Below are 15,471 nucleotides of genomic sequence, written 5' to 3'. Positions count from 1 at the left end.
GCCGGGAGGATGGGGCCGCCGGCGGAGCCGAGCATCGGGCGAGTGACCTATTCCGTGGGACGATGTCCGGCATGCCGGATCCGGTGGCGGCCGGCTGGGCGGCCCTGGCCGGGGGGCGGTGGCAGGACGCGGCCGAGGCCTTCACCGCTGTGGTGGCGCAGGACGCCACGGCGGAGGCGTTGCACGGCCTCGGCACGGCGCTGTGGTGGCTGGGCCAGCAGCGCCGGCACGTCGAACTGCTCACCGCCGCGTTCGCCGGATATCGCCGCAACCGCGACCATGCGAGCGCGGTGCTCGTCGCGCTCGACCTGTGCTGCACCTTCAAGTCGAACTACGGGGACGTGGCGGTGGCCGCCGGCTGGCTCCGCCGCGCCGAGCGACTGGCCTCGGAGGGCGTGCCCCGGGCCTGGGTGCAGGTGATGCGGGCGTATCTCGCGCCGGCCGACCCGGGCGCGCTCGACCGCGCCCGCAGCGCGCTCGACGCGGGCGTCCGCCACGGCGACACCGACCTGGAACTGTGCGCGCTGAGCACGATCGGGCATGCTCTGGTCCTCGCCGGGCGGGTGTAGGAGGGGCTCGCGTTCGTCGACGAGGCGATGGCCGGCACGCTGGCCCGCGAGTGCGCGCGGCACGAGACCACGGCGTTCACCAGCTGCGAGATGCTCGACGCTTGCGCCGCCGCCGGGGACCTGCGCCGGGCCACGCAGTGGTGCCGGGTCGCCGAGGAGTTCGCGGCGCGCTATGGCTCGCCGTACCTGTACGTGCGTTGCCGCGTGCTCTACGGCGCGGTGCTGGTGCGGGCGGGGGAGCTGGCGCGGGCCGAGGCCGAGCTGCGGGCCGCGCTCGAGGCGGCCGACGGGGCCGGTCCGCTGTGGCGGGCGCAGGTGCTCGCCGCGCTCGCCGAGGTCCGGCTGGCCCGCGGCGGGCTGGAGGAGGCCGAGGTCCTCGTCGAGCGGTGTGCGGGGCATCCGGCCGCCGCCGCGGCCGCCGCCGGGGTCCGGCTGGCCCGCGGCGACGCGGCGGGTGCGGCCGCGGTCCTCGAACGCCGCTGTGGTCCCGCCGTCGGGCGGCCCGCCGACGGCATGGTCTCGGTCGCCGGGTCGGCGGCGGTCCCGGCGCTCGCGCTGCTGGTCCGCGCCCGGCTGGACCTCGGCGACGTGGCCGGGGCGGCGGCCGCTGCCGCCTGCATGGAGGCCGGCGGCGAGGCCACCCTCGCCGCCGGCCGGGTCGCGCTGGCCGCGGGTGACGTCGCGGGAGCCGTCGACGCGCTGGAGCGGGCGGTGTCGCGGTTCGTCCTCGACGAGGATCCGCTGCAGGCCGCGCGGGCCCGTGTCGAGCTCGCCCGTGCCCTGGTGTCGTCCCGTCCGCAGGCCGCGGTGGCGGCCGCCCGCGCGGCGCTGGCCTGCCTCGACGCCGCGGGAGCGGGACCCGACGCCGACGCTGCGGCCGCGCTGCTGCGGGCGCTGGGCGTCGCCGGGAGGACCGGTCCACGCGGGCTCGGCGTGCTCAGCGAGCGCGAGCAGCAGGTGCTGCGCCTGGTCGGGCTGGGTTTGTCGAACGCGGAGATCGCGGAGCGGTTGCACATCAGCCCGAAGACCGCGTCCCACCATGTGAGCCATGTGCTCACCAAGCTCGGCGTCCGGAACCGGGCCGCCGCCGCCGCGCACGCGGAGGCCCAACGACCGGTCGGATAGCTGCTCAACACGGACTGTGAGTGCGTCACAGTGTTAGAACACTGTGACGCACTCACGGGAGGGGATGACATGGCGCACAATGTGCTCGGCGAGGAGTTGGCGAGCTGTGGCACCGAGCCGATGACGGGTTTCTACCGCAACGGCTGCTGCGACACGGGCTCGGAGGACAGCGGGGTGCATACCGTGTGCGCCCAGGTGACGGCCGAGTTCCTGCAGTTCAGCGCCGCGGCGGGCAACGACCTGAGTACCCCGCGCCCGGAGTACGGGTTCCCCGGTCTCACACCGGGCGAGCGCTGGTGCCTGTGCGCGCAGCGGTGGGCCGAGGCGCACGCGGCGGGCGTCGCGCCGCCGGTGGTGCTGGAGGCGACGCACGCACGCACGCTGGAGTGGGTCGATCTCGCCGACCTGCGCCGGCACGCGGTGCCGCAGCCGTGATCGGCGCTGAGCCCGGCTCCGCGGCCCGGCGGGCGAGTTTGACGCCGCGCCCAGCCCCAGGCCCAGGCCCAGGCCCCGAGGATGATCGCCGTTTGGGAGCGGAGAGCCGCGAACGCCGCGGTTCCCGCCGCCGATCCGGTGATCATGGGTGGTGGGCGGGATGCGGCAACGGCTACCCGAGCGTGATCGCCAAAAACGGGACATACGTCGCAGGAGTACGGTGCATGTCCCATTCTTATCGATCATGTACGTGCCGCCACCCAGAGCGGCGTGGGGAGCCGGGCACATGTGGTCGACAAGGGGCCGGCAGCGGGCTCGCTCGACGGACAGACCCGGTTGGCGTGCACCGCCCGCACGGCGACCAGCGACCGCCGACCCGCCGCCGCGCATCGGCACAGATCTCGATGGGCCCGAGGACCCGGATCTCCACGGATTCCTCCCCGAGGAATGCCGTTGGCCGGGCCTCGACGCAAGCCGTCCATCGGCTCAGGCGCGTCGGACCGCCGCCGGCACCACGAGCGCCAGCAGCGCCGCGGGCAGCAGGAAGGCGAGCAGTGGATCGGCCACGTACACGGGGGTGATCACCGCCGGGGCCAGCGCCCCGCCGCCGAAGCGGACGGCCTGCACCACCGACATCGCCCCCCCACGATTGGCCTCCGACGAGCTCAGCGTCAGCGCGTTCACCCCGACCAGCACGAGCTGGGTCGCGACCCCGCCGACCGCCCACAGCACCGCGACCAGCCCGACGACCGGGGCGAACCCCAGCCCGAGCACCAGCCCGACCCCGAGCAGCGCGCCGAGCAGGACGCATCGCCGCGGACCCATCCGATCCACCCCGCCGCCGACGAGCCGGGCGCTCAGCAACCCGGCCACCCCGAGGCCGGTGAGCACGAGCCCCCGCGGCCCGGCCCCCACGCCGAACGCATCCTCCAGCCGCAGCGCCACCAGGAACCCCAGCCCGGACAGGCAACCCCAGCCGACAGCGGCGACGACGCCGAGCCGGAGCACCGCGGGCCGGAACGCCGAACGCAGCGAGGGTCGCGCCGCCCCGGCGGCTGCGGGTGAGGCCGGGATGCCCACCGCGGCCAGCAGCACCGCCACCGCCGCGACGCCGATGAAGGCGTAGCGCCAGTCGAGCTCGGCCGTGAGGCCGCCGACCAGCGGCGCCGAGGTCTGGCCCGCGGCCTGCAACGACCCGAACCAGCCGAGCGCCCGCCCGAGCCGCTCCGGCGGCGCGGCGGCGCCCAGCGCGGCCAGCAGCAGCGGGGTGGTGAAGGCGTTCGCGATGCCCTGTGCCGCGCGGGCGACCAGGAACAGCGAGAACGTCGTCGCCAGCACGCAGGCCACCGACGCCACCGCATACAGCAGGTAGGCGCCGACGACGGTGCGCCGCCGGCCCCACCGTTCGCCGAGGGTGCCCGACACCAGCATCACCGCCGCGAACGGCAGCAGGTACGCCGTCAACGACCCGGTCGCCGCCTCCGCGGACACCGCGAACGAGGTCCCCAGCTCCGGCAGCATCGCGACGGTGACCCCGCCGCCGAACGGGCCGAGGAACGCGCCCGCGTACAGACCGGCCCGAGAGAGCCGGGTTCGGACGCGAGGAACCGAGGACCCGGCCGGTTGTGTGGGCGGTGCCGGGCTCAGGACCCCGTGCCTCCCGAACCGCGCCGGCGCAGGTACCGCTCGAAGTCCGCGGCGATCGCGTCGCCGCTCGACCCCGGAAGGTCGGAGACATCCGCCCGCTCCTCCTCGGAGGCCTGCTGTTCGAGCTGGCGGACGTACTCGCGCACCTCGTCGTCGGCGTCGGCCATCTCCGAGACGGTGCGTTCCCATTCCTCGGCCTGTTCGGGCAGGGCGCCGAGCGGGACCTCGACGTCGAGGATCTCCTCGACCCGGTGCAGCAGCGCCACCGCTGCCTTGGGCACCCGGGCCTGCGAGACGTAGTGCGGCACGGCCGCCCAGAACGACACGGCCGGGATCCCGGCCTCGACGCAGGCCTGCTGGAACACTCCGACGATCCCGGTCGGCCCCTGGTAGGTGGACGGCTCGACCCGCAACCGGCCCACCGAGGACTTGTCATAGGAGATGCCGCTGACCGGAGTGGGCCGGGTGTGTGGGGTGTCGGTCAGCAACGCGCCCAGGGTGATGACCTTCGTCACACCCAATCGGTCGGCGTAGCCGAGAAGCTCGGCGCAGAAGGTCCGCCAGCGCAGGTTCGGCTCGATGCCGTTGACGAGCACGACGTGCCGGTCGGTGCCCGGCAGGGTGGCCACCGACAGCCGTGTGGTGTGCCACTCGATCTTGCGGGTCACCCCCTCGGCCAGCCGGACATGCGGACGGGTGACCTGGAAGTCGTAGTACTCCTCGGGATCGAGGGCCGCCAGCGGGGTGGCGTCCCAGCTCAATTCGAGATGCTCAAGCGCGGTGCTCGCCGCCTCCCCGGCGTCGTTCCAGCCCTCGAAAGCGGCGATCATCACCGGGTTGGTGAGGGCCGGCAGATCTGGTTCCGCCCCTGGTCGCGGCTCGCGGTCGGTCATCAGTCCAGCCTACGGCCGAGCGGCCGATTGCGAGGGTCCCGGGCCCCGAGCCGCTAACCTCTTCGTCGTGGCATCTCAGACGCCCGCTGTGGCTTCCCGCGAATTCGATACCACTCTGCTCGACACCCTGGCCGAGCGTGTCGTCGTCGCCGACGGCGCCATGGGCACGATGTTGCAGGCCATCGAGCTGACCCTGGACGATTTCGGGGGCCTCGAGGGCTGTAACGAGATCCTCAACGACACCCGGCCGGACGTCGTGCGCGAGATCCACCGCGCCTACCTGGAGGCAGGTGCCGACGCCGTCGAGACGAACACGTTCGGGGCCAATCTGCCCAACCTCGCCGAATATCAGAGCGCCGAGCGGATCCGTGAGCTCGCCGAGAAGGGGGCGAGCCTGGCCCGCGAGGTCGCCGACGAGCTGACGACGCCGGACCACCCGCGCTACGTACTCGGCTCCGTCGGCCCCGGCACCAAGCTCCCGACGCTGGGACATGAGACCTTCGCCCGGCTGCGCGACGCCTACACCGAATGCGGCCGCGGCCTGCTCGCCGGCGGCGCCGACGCCTGCGTCGTCGAGACCTGCCAGGACCTGTTGCAGGTCAAGGCCGCGGTGCTGGGCCTGCGCCGGGCGATGGAACTGGAGGGCCGGCGGATCCCGCTGATCACGCAGGTCACCGTCGAGACCACCGGCACGATGTTACTGGGCAGCGAGATCGGGGCCGCGCTCACCGCGATCGAACCGCTGGGTGTGGACCTCATCGGGCTCAACTGCGCCACCGGCCCCGCCGAGATGAGCGAGCACCTGCGCACACTGTCCAAACACGCCCGCATCCCGCTGTCGGTGATGCCCAACGCCGGCCTGCCGCGGTTGGGCCCCCGCGGCGCCGAGTACCCGCTGACCCCCGACGAGCTGGCCGAGGCGCTGGCCACGTTCGTCCGCGACTACGGGCTGCGCCTGGTCGGCGGCTGCTGCGGCACGACCCCGGAGCACGTCACCGCCGTCGCGCAGGCCATCGCGGCGGTGACCCCCGCGGCACGGCACCCGCGCCCGGAGCCGGGGGTGAGCTCGCTGTACTCCTCGGTGCCGTTCCGGCAGGACACCTCGGTGCTCATGGTCGGGGAGCGGACCAACGCGAACGGCTCCAAGGCCTTCCGCGAGGCGATGATCGCGCAGGCCTGGGAGGAGTGCGTCGCGATCGCCCGCGAGCAGACCCGCGAGGGTGCGCACATGATCGATCTGAACGTCGATTACGTCGGCCGGGACGGCGCCGCCGACATGGCCGAGCTCGCCGGCAGGCTGGCCACCGCCTCCACGCTGCCGATCATGATCGACTCCACCGAGCCCGAGGTGCTCAAGGCGGGTCTGGAGCGCCTCGGCGGGCGCTGCATCGTCAACTCGGTCAACTACGAGGACGGCGACGACGAGGGCTCGCGGTTCCAGCGGGCGATGGCGCTGGTCCGTGAGCACGGGGCCGCGGTCGTCGCGCTGTGCATCGACGAGAAAGGGCAGGCCCGCACCGCGGACCACAAGGTCCAGGTGGCCGACAGGTTGATCCGCGATCTGACCACCAACCACGGGATGCGGGTCTGCGACATCGTCGTCGACACGCTGACCTTCCCGATCACCACGGGCCAGGAGGAGGTCCGCCGCGACGCGCTGGAGACGATCGAGGCCATCCGCGAGATCAAGCGACACCACCCGGAGGTGCAGACCACGCTGGGCATCTCCAACGTCTCCTTCGGACTGAACGCCGCCGCCCGGCAGGTGCTCAACTCGGTGTTCCTGCACGAATGTGTCAACGCGGGGCTGGACACCGCGATCGTGCACGCGTCGAAGATCCTGCCGATGTCGAAGATTCCCGACGAGCAGCGCGCCGTCGCCCTCGATCTGGTCTACGACCGGCGCCGGTCGGGGCCCGAGGGCGACTACGACCCGCTGAACCGGTTCATGGAGCTGTTCGCCGGGGTCACGGCGTCGTCGGCGAAGGCAGGCCGGGCCGAGGAACTGGCCGCGCTGCCGCTGTTCGAGCGGCTGGAGCGGCGCATCGTCGACGGGGAGCGCGGCGGGCTGGAGGAGGACCTCGACGCGGCGCTGCGGGAGCGGCCCGCGCTGGAGATCATCAACGACACGTTGCTGGCGGGCATGAAGACCGTCGGCGACCTGTTCGGCTCCGGGCAGATGCAGCTGCCGTTCGTGCTGCAGAGCGCCGAGGTGATGAAGAGCGCGGTCGCGCATCTCGAACCGCATATGGAGAAGTCCGACGCGGCGGGCAAGGGGACCATCGTGCTCGCCACCGTGAAGGGCGATGTGCACGACATCGGCAAGAACCTCGTCGACATCATCCTGAGCAACAACGGCTACTCGGTCGTCAACCTCGGCATCAAGCAACCGATCTCGACGATCCTGAGCGCTGCCGAGGAGCACCGGGCCGACGCGGTGGGCATGTCCGGGCTGCTGGTCAAGTCGACGGTGGTGATGAAGGAGAACCTCCAGGAGATGAACTCCCGGGGGATGGCGACGAGGCTGCCGGTGTTGCTCGGCGGGGCCGCGCTGACCCGCTCGTACGTCGAGAACGACCTCTCGGAGGTCTACGAAGGCCGGGTCTCCTACGCCCGCGACGCGTTCGAGGGCCTGCGGCTGATGGATGCCACGATGGCGCGGGCCCGCGGCGACGCGCCGGCCCTCGATCTCGAGGAGGAGGCGAAGGCCGCCGAGCGGAAGGCCCGCCACGAGCGCTCCAAGCGGATCGCGGCCAAGCGCAGGGCCGCCGAGGCCGAGGCGGCCGGCCCGCTGCCGGAGCGGTCCGACGTCGCGCTGGACAACCCGCTGCCCACGCCGCCGTTCTGGGGCACCCGGGTGGCGCGCGGGATCGCGCTGGCCGAGTACTCCGGCATGGTCGACGAGCGGGCGCTGTTCCTCGGTCAGTGGGGGTTGCGCGGCTCCAAGGGCGGGTCGGGGCCGTCCTACGCCGAGCTCGTCGAGGCCGAGGGCAGGCCGCGGCTGCGCTACTGGCTGGAGCGGCTGGCGACCGAGGGGGTGTTCGCCCACGCGGCCGTCGTCTACGGGTACTTCCCGGCCGTCGCCGACCGCGACGAGCTGGTCGTCCTGACCGAGCCGCGGGCCGACGCGGCCGAGCGCTTCCGGTTCCGCTTCCCGCGCCAGCGTCGCGACCGGCACCTGTGCCTCGCCGACTTCTGGCGTCCGCGGGAGCTGGCCGTGGCCGACGGTGAGGTGGACGTGCTGCCGTTGCACCTGGTGACCATGGGCAGCCCGATAGCCCAGTATGCGGCAGAGCTGTTCGCCAAGGACGCCTACCGCGACTATCTGGAGGTGCACGGCCTGGGCGTGCAGCTCACCGAGGCGCTGGCCGAGTACTGGCACCGGCGGGTCCGCGAGGAGCTGACGTTCGACGGCGGTGACAGCGTCTCCCTCGAGGACCCCTCCGACGTCGAGGAGTTCTTCAAGCTCGGCTACCGCGGTGCCCGCTACTCGCTGGGTTACGGGGCGTGCCCCAACCTGGAGGACAGGCGCAAGATCGTCGAGCTGCTGGAGCCGGGCCGGATCGGCGTCGAACTGTCCGAGGAACTGCAACTGCATCCCGAACAGTCCACCGACGCCCTGGTCTCGCACCATCCGGAGGCGAAGTACTTCAACGCGGGCTAGATCCCCCCGTGAGTGCGTAACAGTGTTGGAACACTGTTACGCACTCACCGGCCACGCTCATCAGCGGGGACGGCGCAGTGCGAGCAATATCACAGGATCCCGGGGCGGCTACCGGGGCCGTCCGCACACCGCAGGGTTTCCGCCGATCCCGCGCCATGCGACCGTTGGGCCTGTCCCGAGATCCGCTCACCGTCGGCTGGTTCGCTCGGACAGCGCCCTGAGCTGGGGGACCGCCGGGCCCGCCGCGCCGTCCAGCGCAGCGCGCGATCCGATAGCAGCACGACGGGCCTGCCGGACGGTGGGCGGATGCGAGGGGTAGAACACTGACTGACACCGAGCGGGCGCGGATACCCAAGGGGATAATCGACGTGAAGACCTTTGACGAGCTGTTCGTCGAGCTCACCGAAAAGGCGGCCGGCCGACCGGCCGGATCGGGAACGGTGGCCGCGCTCGACGCCGGTGTCCACGCGCAGGGCAAGAAGCTGCTCGAGGAGGCCGGCGAGGTCTGGCTGGCGGCCGAACACGAGTCCGACGACGCGCTCGCCGAGGAGATCTCGCAGCTTCTCTACCGCGTCCAGGTGCTGATGCTCGGTCGCGGGCTCACCCTCGAAGACGTCTACAAGTTCCTGTAGTTCGCACCACGACGCTCGTTGTAGCGGAAAGAGGAAGACCCATGCTGCGCGTTGCCCTCCCGAACAAGGGCACCCTCGCTGAGCCCGCGGCCACGATGATGCGGGAGGCGGGATACCGGCAGCGGTCCGACTCGCGCGATCTCAGCGTGATCGACGAGGAGAACGGAATCGAGTTCTTCTACCTGCGACCGAAAGACATCGCGACCTACGTCGGCTCGGGTGATCTGCAGCTCGGGGTGACCGGGCACGACCTCATGGAGGAGTCGGGCAGCCAGGTCCACGACGTGCTGCCGCTCGGTTTCGGGGCGTCGAAGTTCCGGTTCGCGGCTCCCGCGCGGTTCGACTGGAAGCTCGAGGACCTCGACGGGAAGACCATCGCGACGTCCTACCCGCGGCTGGTCCGCTCGCACCTGAGCGGCAAGCGGATCGGTGCGAAGATCATCAAGCTGGACGGTGCGGTGGAGATCTCGGTGCAGCTCGGCCTCGCCGACGCCATTGCCGATGTGGTGTCCTCCGGTCGCACGCTGCGCCAGCACGGGCTGAAGGTCATCGGTGAGCCGATTGCCGAGTCCGAAGCCATGCTCATCGAGCGCGAGCCGCGTCCGGACCGTGTCGAGACCGACGAGGTCAAGCGAGCCAAATCGGTCTTCACCGAGCGGCTGCGCGGCGTCGTCTACGCCCGGCAGTACCTGATGCTCGACTACGACTGCCCGCTGCGCGTGCTCGAGGAGGCCAAGCAGATCACCCCGGGGTTGCAGGCCCCGACGATCTCTCCGCTCGCCGACCCGAGCTGGGTCGCGGTCCGCTCGATGGTGCGCCGCCGATGCGCCAACGCCGTGATGGACCAGCTCGCCGAGCTCGGCGCTCGCGCCATCCTGTCCTCCGAGATCCGCTCCTGCCGCGCGGTCGACGGCCGGGGCCCAGGACACCCGTGAGTGCGTAACAGTGTGAGAACACTGTTACGCACTCACGAGGCCTCGTTACCTGGGCCGAATCGTCAGGCTCTGGGCCGCGCGCCCGGTATGCCCGGCCTCGTCGAACAGCAGCGCCGACACGGTTCCCGCGCCGTTCGGGCCGACGACCGTCGCGGCGTCCACGCCGATCCACTCCCCGGTGGGCGACCGGTGCAGGTGCAGCGTCAGCTCGGTGTTGACGAACAGCCACTGCCGCACGTCCAACGGCGCGGCGACACCGTTGGCCGAGTCGGCCACGACAGCGAGCCGCTGCAGGGCGCTGGGCTCCTCGCCGTCCACCAGCGGAACCCGCTGGCGCATCCACGCCCGGCCGGGACCCTGCGTGCCCAGCCACCCGCGGAGCCAGCGCCACTCCATCGCGTCGAGGAATCCGGGCAGCCAGCCGTCCGGTCGCTCCGGGCGGGCCGTAGCCTGCTCCGGCCCGGGCAGCGGCTCGGCCTGACCGACGGCCACCGCCGTGGTGTCGCTGACCGCGAGCCGCCACGCCCGCGCCCGCAGCACGGCCCGTCCGCCCGCGGTCATCTCCGCGGCGAGCAACTCGATCGTCCGGCCGGGCCGCTCGACCCCGGCGCGCACCTCGACCTCGCCTGCCGGGACCGGGCCGAGCACCTCGACCGTGATCCGGGTCAGGGTCATCGCAGCCCCGTCGGGCCGGCCCCGCGCGCAGCGTTCGAGGGCGCGGATGAGCAGCGCCGACGGCGGGCCGAGATGTTGGACGTCGGCGAACCAGGGACCGGTCGTGGAGAAGGTCGCGAAGAAGCGGGCGCCCTCGGGATCGTCCAACGGCTTGTAGAAGGGCTCGAACTCGCTCACCCGACCGATCATGCCTTCCGGCTCAGTCGGTGCGCTCGACGAGGGTCTCGACGTCGGCCGCGCCGGGCCCGTCCGGCCGGTCCGGATCCGGCCAGCCCGGATACTCCGGCGGAGTGCCGTCCCAGGCCGGGCAGAGCGGGCGATAGCTGCACCATTCACACAGTCTGCTCGGGTTGGGCCGGAAGTCGCCATCGCGGCCGGCGCGCAGAATGGCCTCCCAGATCGCGTCGAGGGTGCGTGCGAAACGCCGCAGCTCCGCCTCGTCGGGCCGGTAGGTCAGCGCCTCCTCGTCGGCCAGATAGATCAGTCGGAGCTGGGTGGGTACCACACCGCGCAGCTGCAACAGCGCCAGCGCGTAGAACTTCATCTGGAACAGGGCCCTGGCCTCGGCCACCTCCCGGGGGGCCGCACCGGTCTTGTAGTCGACGACGCGGATCTGCCCGGTGGGTGCGACGTCGAGCCGGTCGATGTAGCCGCGCAGCAACAGCCCGGAGTCGAGCTCGGTCTCCACCAGCAGCTCACGGGCCTCGGGCTCCAGCCGGCGCGGGTCCTCGAGCCGGAAGTAGGCATCGAGCAGCTCGCAGGCCGACTCCAGCCAGCCCGGCAGCTCCGGATCCTCCGGCCCGGTGAACAGCTCCTCGAGCAGCTCGGGAGCCTGCTCCAGAAGCTCGGTCCACACGGGTTCGACCAGCGCCTTCGCCGCCGCGGGCACCCGCTCGACGGCGGGCAGCTCGAACAGCCGCTCCAGGACCGTGTGCACCACCGTGCCGCGGATCTGCGCCCGGCTGGACCTCTCGGGCAGCCGGTCGATCGCCCGGAAGCGGTAGAGCAGCGGGCACTGCTTGAAGTCGCCCGCTCGCGACGGGGACAGCGCAGGGCGCCGCCGGGCGGGCGCCGGCTGCCCGGCGGTCGCGACAATCTCGGTCACGGCGATCACGGTAGGGGATGGTGCCGACACTCCCGGTCGGTACGGCCTTCCCGGCCGGGCCGGCGTCGGGGGTGCGCCGGGGTGGCCGCGACCGCACCGGATAGCGTTCCCCCTCGTGTCCGAGCCCGCTCCCGCTCCGCGCATCGTGCCGCGCCGGGGCCCGTTCCGTCCCGGTGACCGGGTCCAGCTCACCGACCCGAAGGGACGCAAGTACACCCTTGTGCTGGAGGAGGGCAAGCAGTACCACACCCATCGCGGCGGGCTCGCCCACGACGATCTGATCGGCAAACCCGAGGGCAGCCTCGTCGTCTCCCCGGTCGGCACCCCGTATCTCGCGCTGCGCCCGCTGCTGCCGGACTATGTGCTCTCGATGCCCCGCGGGGCGCAGGTGATCTACCCGAAGGATGCCGCGCAGATCCTGATGTGGGGCGACGTGTTCCCCGGCGCCCGGGTGCTGGAAGCAGGCGCGGGCTCCGGGGCGTTGACGTGCTCGCTGCTACAGGCCGTGGGTCCCGAGGGCAGCGTGATCTCCTATGAGGTCCGGTCCGACCACGCCGAGAACGCCGAACACAATGTGCGACGGTTCTTCGGGGAGATTCCACCCAACTGGACGCTGGAGATCGCCGATCTGCGGAGTCACGTCGGCGAGGTCGACCGGGTGATACTCGACATGCTCGCGCCCTGGGACCGGTTGGAGACCGTCCGGACGGCCCTCGTCCCCGGCGGCGTCCTCGTCGGTTACGTCGCCACCACCACACAGTTGTCCAGGCTCATGGAGGCGCTGCGCGAGCAGCAGTGCTGGACCGAACCCCAGGCGTGGGAGTCGCTGGTCAGGCCGTGGCACGTGGTCGGGCTCGCCGTCCGGCCGGAGCACCGGATGATCGGTCACACAGCGTTTCTGGTGACGGCCCGACGCCTCGCCGAAGGGGTGGTACCGCCACGCCCGCAGCGTCGGCCGACGAGCCGTTGAAGGGAAGTAGGCCGTATCCTCTCGCTCCGTGCTACAGAAAGCAGACATGGGTACCGGGTCAAGGTGCCGTCCGGCTGAGTGATGGATCACCGATTCGCCGCACGGCTGCGGATCGGGTTCGCAGGTACCGTATGGAAACGGAACACGGAGGGAGGACGCCGTGAACCCCTACGATGACGGTCCCGGCAGGCACGGCTCGGGTGACCACGGGAATCTGACTCCTGCCGAGGCGAGCGCCCAGATCCGCTTCCTCGAGGAAGAGGTCGCGCTGCTGCGGCGCAAGCTCACGGAATCCCCCCGGCACACCCGGATTCTGGAACAGCGGCTCGCGGAATCGGCCAGCAGGCTCTCCCAGCTGAGTGCCCGCAACGAGAAGTTGACCGAGACCCTGAAGGAGGCGCGCAGCCAGCTCGTCGCGCTGCGCGAGGAGGTCGACCGGCTCGCGCAGCCGCCCAGCGGCTACGGGGTGTTCCTGGCGCGTTACCCCGACGAGACGGTGGACGTGTTCACCTCGGGACGGCGGATGCGGGTCGCGGTGTCCCCGGCCGTGCAGACCGAGGAGCTGCGCAACGGCCAGACCGTGCGACTGAACGAGGCGCTCACCGTCGTCGAGGCCGGCGACTACGACCGCATCGGCGAGGTGTGCGGGTTGCGCGAGGTGCTGGCCGAGCCCACCGCGGACGGCGTTGCCGGACGCGCACTGGTGGTCGGGCACGCCGACGAGGAGCGGGTGGTCTGGCTCGCCGACCCGCTGTTCCCGAGCGAGGACAACCCGGACGCGGTGCCGCTCAAGCCCGGCGACTCGCTGCTGGTCGATACGAAGGCCGGCTATGCCTACGAGCGGGTGCCCAAGGCCGAGGTGGAGGATCTCGTGCTGGAGGAGGTGCCCGATGTCGCCTACGACGATATCGGCGGCCTGTTCCGGCAGATCGAGCAGATCCGCGATGCGGTCGAGCTGCCGTTCCTGCACGGCGAGCTGTTCCGGGAGTACGAGCTGCGCCCGCCGAAGGGCGTGCTGCTCTACGGTCCGCCCGGCTGTGGTAAGACGCTCATCGCGAAGGCGGTGGCGAACTCGCTGGCCAAGAAGGTGGCCTCGGTGCGGGGCGACGATCCGGATGAGGCCAAGTCGTTCTTCCTCAACATCAAGGGCCCGGAGCTGCTCAACAAGTTCGTCGGCGAGACCGAGCGGCACATCCGGTTGATCTTCCAGCGGGCGCGCGAGAAGGCGTCCGAGGGAACTCCGGTCATCGTGTTCTTCGACGAGATGGACTCGATCTTCCGGACCCGCGGCTCGGGGGTGTCCTCCGACGTCGAGACGACGATCGTGCCCCAGCTGCTGAGTGAGATCGACGGTGTCGAGGGCCTGGAGAACGTCATCGTCATCGGTGCCTCCAACCGCGAGGACATGATCGACCCCGCCATCCTGCGGCCGGGCAGGCTCGACGTGAAGATCAAGATCGAGCGGCCGGACGCCGAGGCGGCGCGGGACATCTTCTCCAAGTACCTGACCGAGACGCTGCCGATCCACGACGACGATCTCGCCGAGTTCGCCGGCAACCGCAAGGCCTGCATCGACGCGATGATCCAGCGCGTGGTCGAACGGATGTACGACGAGTCCGAGGAGAACCGGTTCCTCGAGGTCACCTACGCCAACGGTGACAAGGAGACCCTGTACTTCAAGGACTTCAATTCCGGCGCGATGATCCAGAACATCGTGGACCGGTCGAAGAAGTCGGCGATCAAGTCGGTGCTGGAGACGGGCCAGCCGGGCCTGCGCGTGCAGCATCTGCTCGACGCGATCGTCGACGAGTTCGCCGAGAACGAGGACCTGCCCAACACGACCAACCCGGACGACTGGGCGCGGATCTCGGGCAAGAAGGGCGAGCGGATCGTCTACATCCGCACGCTGGTCACCGGCAAGAACGCCGAGACCGGGCGGGCGATCGACACCGCCTCGAACACCGGCCAGTACCTGTAGCCAACCGCCACGAGCGGGTCCCGCCCGGTCCGGGCGGGACCCGCTCGTGGCGTTCGGTCGCGCGCCCCGCCCCAGGCAGCGACGTCATGGCTCCACAACGCGGCTGAGGACGCGGCCGGGGGCGCGTTATGGCTCCACGATGCGCGGGGGGCGTCATTGCGGGCTGGCCGATCCGTTCACGACGGCGCGGGGGAACCCGCATTACGGTCCCGGCATGAGTTGCCCTGGGTCAAGCCGCGGCCGATTGGTCTTGGTTGAGGACGCGTTGGAGCGCGTGGTGTCGGCTTGGGTCGTAGGGCGTGGGAGTGGTCCAGCAGGCCCAGATGATGTTGGTCCGGGCGCGGGCGGGGACGCGGACGGCGTGCGGGTGGTCGTGTCCGCGGTCGCGAGCTCGGCGGTAGAGGTCGGCGGCCCAGGGGTTGGCCTTGACGCTGTCGCCGGCGAAGTCGCAGAGCGCGTCGCGGAGTTGCTTGTCCGCGCCCCAGCGGAAGCCGAGGGCGCGGATCTTGCCGGACTGCCGGGTGGAGGGTGCGACGCCGGCGAGGCAGGCCAGGGAGTCTGCGGTGGGGAATCGGCCGCGGGTGTCGCCGATCTCGGTGAGCAGCCGGGCGGCGCGCAGGGTGCCGGCGCGGGGCAGGCTGGTGAAGATCGGGGCGTCGGGGTGCAGGGCGAGCTGCTCGGCGATCCGGGCGGCGAGCGCGTCGATCTGCGCGTTGATCGCGCGCAGGGTGGCGACGAAGGCGGCGGTGACCGCGGCGGCGGTGTCGCCGGCCGGGCCGGTCGCGCCGCGGGGGGCGCCGGTGAGCCGCTCGTGCAGGGTCTGCGCGGGGGTGCGGCCGCGGT

The 15,471-nt window shown here is 71.6% G+C and carries 13 protein-coding genes; 8 read left to right on the top strand and 5 right to left on the bottom strand.

Going from position 1 to position 15,471, the window contains the following annotated elements; all coding sequences use genetic code 11:
• The first annotated feature begins 71 nt into the window (after positions 1 to 71).
• From G567_RS31960 to G567_RS0110220, 3 genes are all read left to right on the top strand, one after another.
• Entirely contained in the window at positions 72 to 569 is a 498-nt protein-coding gene (locus G567_RS31960) for a hypothetical protein (RefSeq protein WP_051232737.1), read from the top strand.
• A gap of 27 nt (positions 570 to 596) precedes the next feature.
• Positions 597 to 1,694: a helix-turn-helix transcriptional regulator gene (locus G567_RS27990; RefSeq protein ID WP_051232735.1), complete on the top strand. Its 1,098-nt coding sequence runs from the start codon at positions 597 to 599 to the stop codon at positions 1,692 to 1,694.
• A 69-nt stretch (positions 1,695 to 1,763) separates the two neighbouring features.
• Positions 1,764 to 2,129: a DUF2237 family protein gene (locus tag G567_RS0110220; protein WP_028929911.1), complete on the top strand. Its 366-nt coding sequence runs from the start codon at positions 1,764 to 1,766 to the stop codon at positions 2,127 to 2,129.
• A gap of 486 nt (positions 2,130 to 2,615) precedes the next feature.
• Here the strand turns inward: G567_RS0110220 and G567_RS0110215 are convergent, their stop codons facing one another.
• Positions 2,616 to 3,701 carry an MFS transporter gene (locus tag G567_RS0110215; protein ID WP_261763814.1) on the bottom strand — a complete coding sequence of 362 codons (1,086 nt, stop codon included), beginning with the start codon at positions 3,699 to 3,701 and terminating at the stop codon, positions 2,616 to 2,618.
• Positions 3,702 to 3,772: 71 nt separating this feature from the next.
• Positions 3,773 to 4,669: a PAC2 family protein gene (locus tag G567_RS0110210; RefSeq protein ID WP_028929909.1), complete on the bottom strand. Its 897-nt coding sequence runs from the start codon at positions 4,667 to 4,669 to the stop codon at positions 3,773 to 3,775.
• A gap of 67 nt (positions 4,670 to 4,736) precedes the next feature.
• On the opposite strand from G567_RS0110210, the gene metH reads away from it, so the two are divergent.
• The 3 genes from metH to hisG all read left to right on the top strand — a co-directional run bounded on the left by metH (position 4,737) and on the right by hisG (position 9,900).
• The gene (gene metH, locus G567_RS0110205; RefSeq protein WP_084796035.1) at positions 4,737 to 8,333 is read left to right on the top strand and encodes a methionine synthase; all 3,597 of its coding nucleotides are present in this window, start codon (positions 4,737 to 4,739) and stop codon (positions 8,331 to 8,333) included.
• Between the two features lie 368 nt (positions 8,334 to 8,701).
• Positions 8,702 to 8,965, top strand: coding sequence for a phosphoribosyl-ATP diphosphatase (locus tag G567_RS0110200; protein ID WP_028929907.1), 264 nt, complete (start codon positions 8,702 to 8,704; stop codon positions 8,963 to 8,965).
• A gap of 41 nt (positions 8,966 to 9,006) precedes the next feature.
• On the top strand, positions 9,007 to 9,900 hold the full coding sequence (gene hisG, locus G567_RS0110195) for an ATP phosphoribosyltransferase (RefSeq protein ID WP_028929906.1): 894 nt from the start codon (positions 9,007 to 9,009) through the stop codon (positions 9,898 to 9,900).
• A gap of 45 nt (positions 9,901 to 9,945) precedes the next feature.
• Here the strand turns inward: hisG and G567_RS0110190 are convergent, their stop codons facing one another.
• Both G567_RS0110190 and G567_RS0110185 read right to left on the bottom strand, forming a co-directional pair.
• A complete protein-coding gene (locus tag G567_RS0110190) occupies positions 9,946 to 10,752 on the bottom strand; it encodes a thioesterase family protein (protein WP_028929905.1) in 807 nt (268 codons plus the stop codon).
• A 22-nt stretch (positions 10,753 to 10,774) separates the two neighbouring features.
• On the bottom strand, positions 10,775 to 11,680 hold the full coding sequence (locus G567_RS0110185) for a RecB family exonuclease (RefSeq protein ID WP_037056759.1): 906 nt from the start codon (positions 11,678 to 11,680) through the stop codon (positions 10,775 to 10,777).
• A 115-nt stretch (positions 11,681 to 11,795) separates the two neighbouring features.
• On the opposite strand from G567_RS0110185, the gene G567_RS0110180 reads away from it, so the two are divergent.
• Together G567_RS0110180 and arc are read left to right on the top strand one after the other, a co-directional pair.
• Positions 11,796 to 12,650, top strand: a complete 855-nt coding sequence (locus tag G567_RS0110180; RefSeq protein WP_373865877.1) for a tRNA (adenine-N1)-methyltransferase — start codon at positions 11,796 to 11,798, stop codon at positions 12,648 to 12,650.
• Positions 12,651 to 12,864: 214 nt separating this feature from the next.
• Positions 12,865 to 14,628 (top strand): proteasome ATPase, encoded by a 1,764-nt coding sequence (arc, locus tag G567_RS0110175; protein WP_245585623.1) that lies wholly within the window; start codon positions 12,865 to 12,867, stop codon positions 14,626 to 14,628.
• 229 nt (positions 14,629 to 14,857) lie between these two features.
• On the opposite strand, the gene G567_RS0110170 is transcribed toward arc, so the two are convergent.
• Positions 14,858 to 15,471 (bottom strand): transposase (locus G567_RS0110170; protein WP_028929901.1); only part of this gene is annotated, 614 nt, incomplete at its 5' end.

The sequence above is a fragment of the Pseudonocardia asaccharolytica DSM 44247 = NBRC 16224 genome (assembly GCF_000423625.1).
Classification (GTDB): domain Bacteria; phylum Actinomycetota; class Actinomycetes; order Mycobacteriales; family Pseudonocardiaceae; genus Pseudonocardia; species Pseudonocardia asaccharolytica.
The sequence above is the reverse complement of the archived record's forward strand: the minus strand, read 5'-3'. Positions and strand labels throughout refer to the sequence as shown.

Bases quoted from the DNA above. Each gene is read 5' to 3' on its own strand.
- G567_RS31960 (WP_051232737.1), top strand. From the start codon at position 72: ATGCCGGATCCGGTGGCGGCCGGCTGGGCGGCCCTGGCCGGGGGGCGG.
- G567_RS0110210 (WP_028929909.1), bottom strand. From the start codon at position 4,669: ATGACCGACCGCGAGCCGCGACCAGGGGCGGAACCAGATCTGCCGGCC.
- hisG (WP_028929906.1), top strand. From the start codon at position 9,007: ATGCTGCGCGTTGCCCTCCCGAACAAGGGCACCCTCGCTGAGCCCGCG.
- G567_RS27990 (WP_051232735.1), top strand. From the start codon at position 597: ATGGCCGGCACGCTGGCCCGCGAGTGCGCGCGGCACGAGACCACGGCG.
- G567_RS0110220 (WP_028929911.1), top strand. From the start codon at position 1,764: ATGGCGCACAATGTGCTCGGCGAGGAGTTGGCGAGCTGTGGCACCGAG.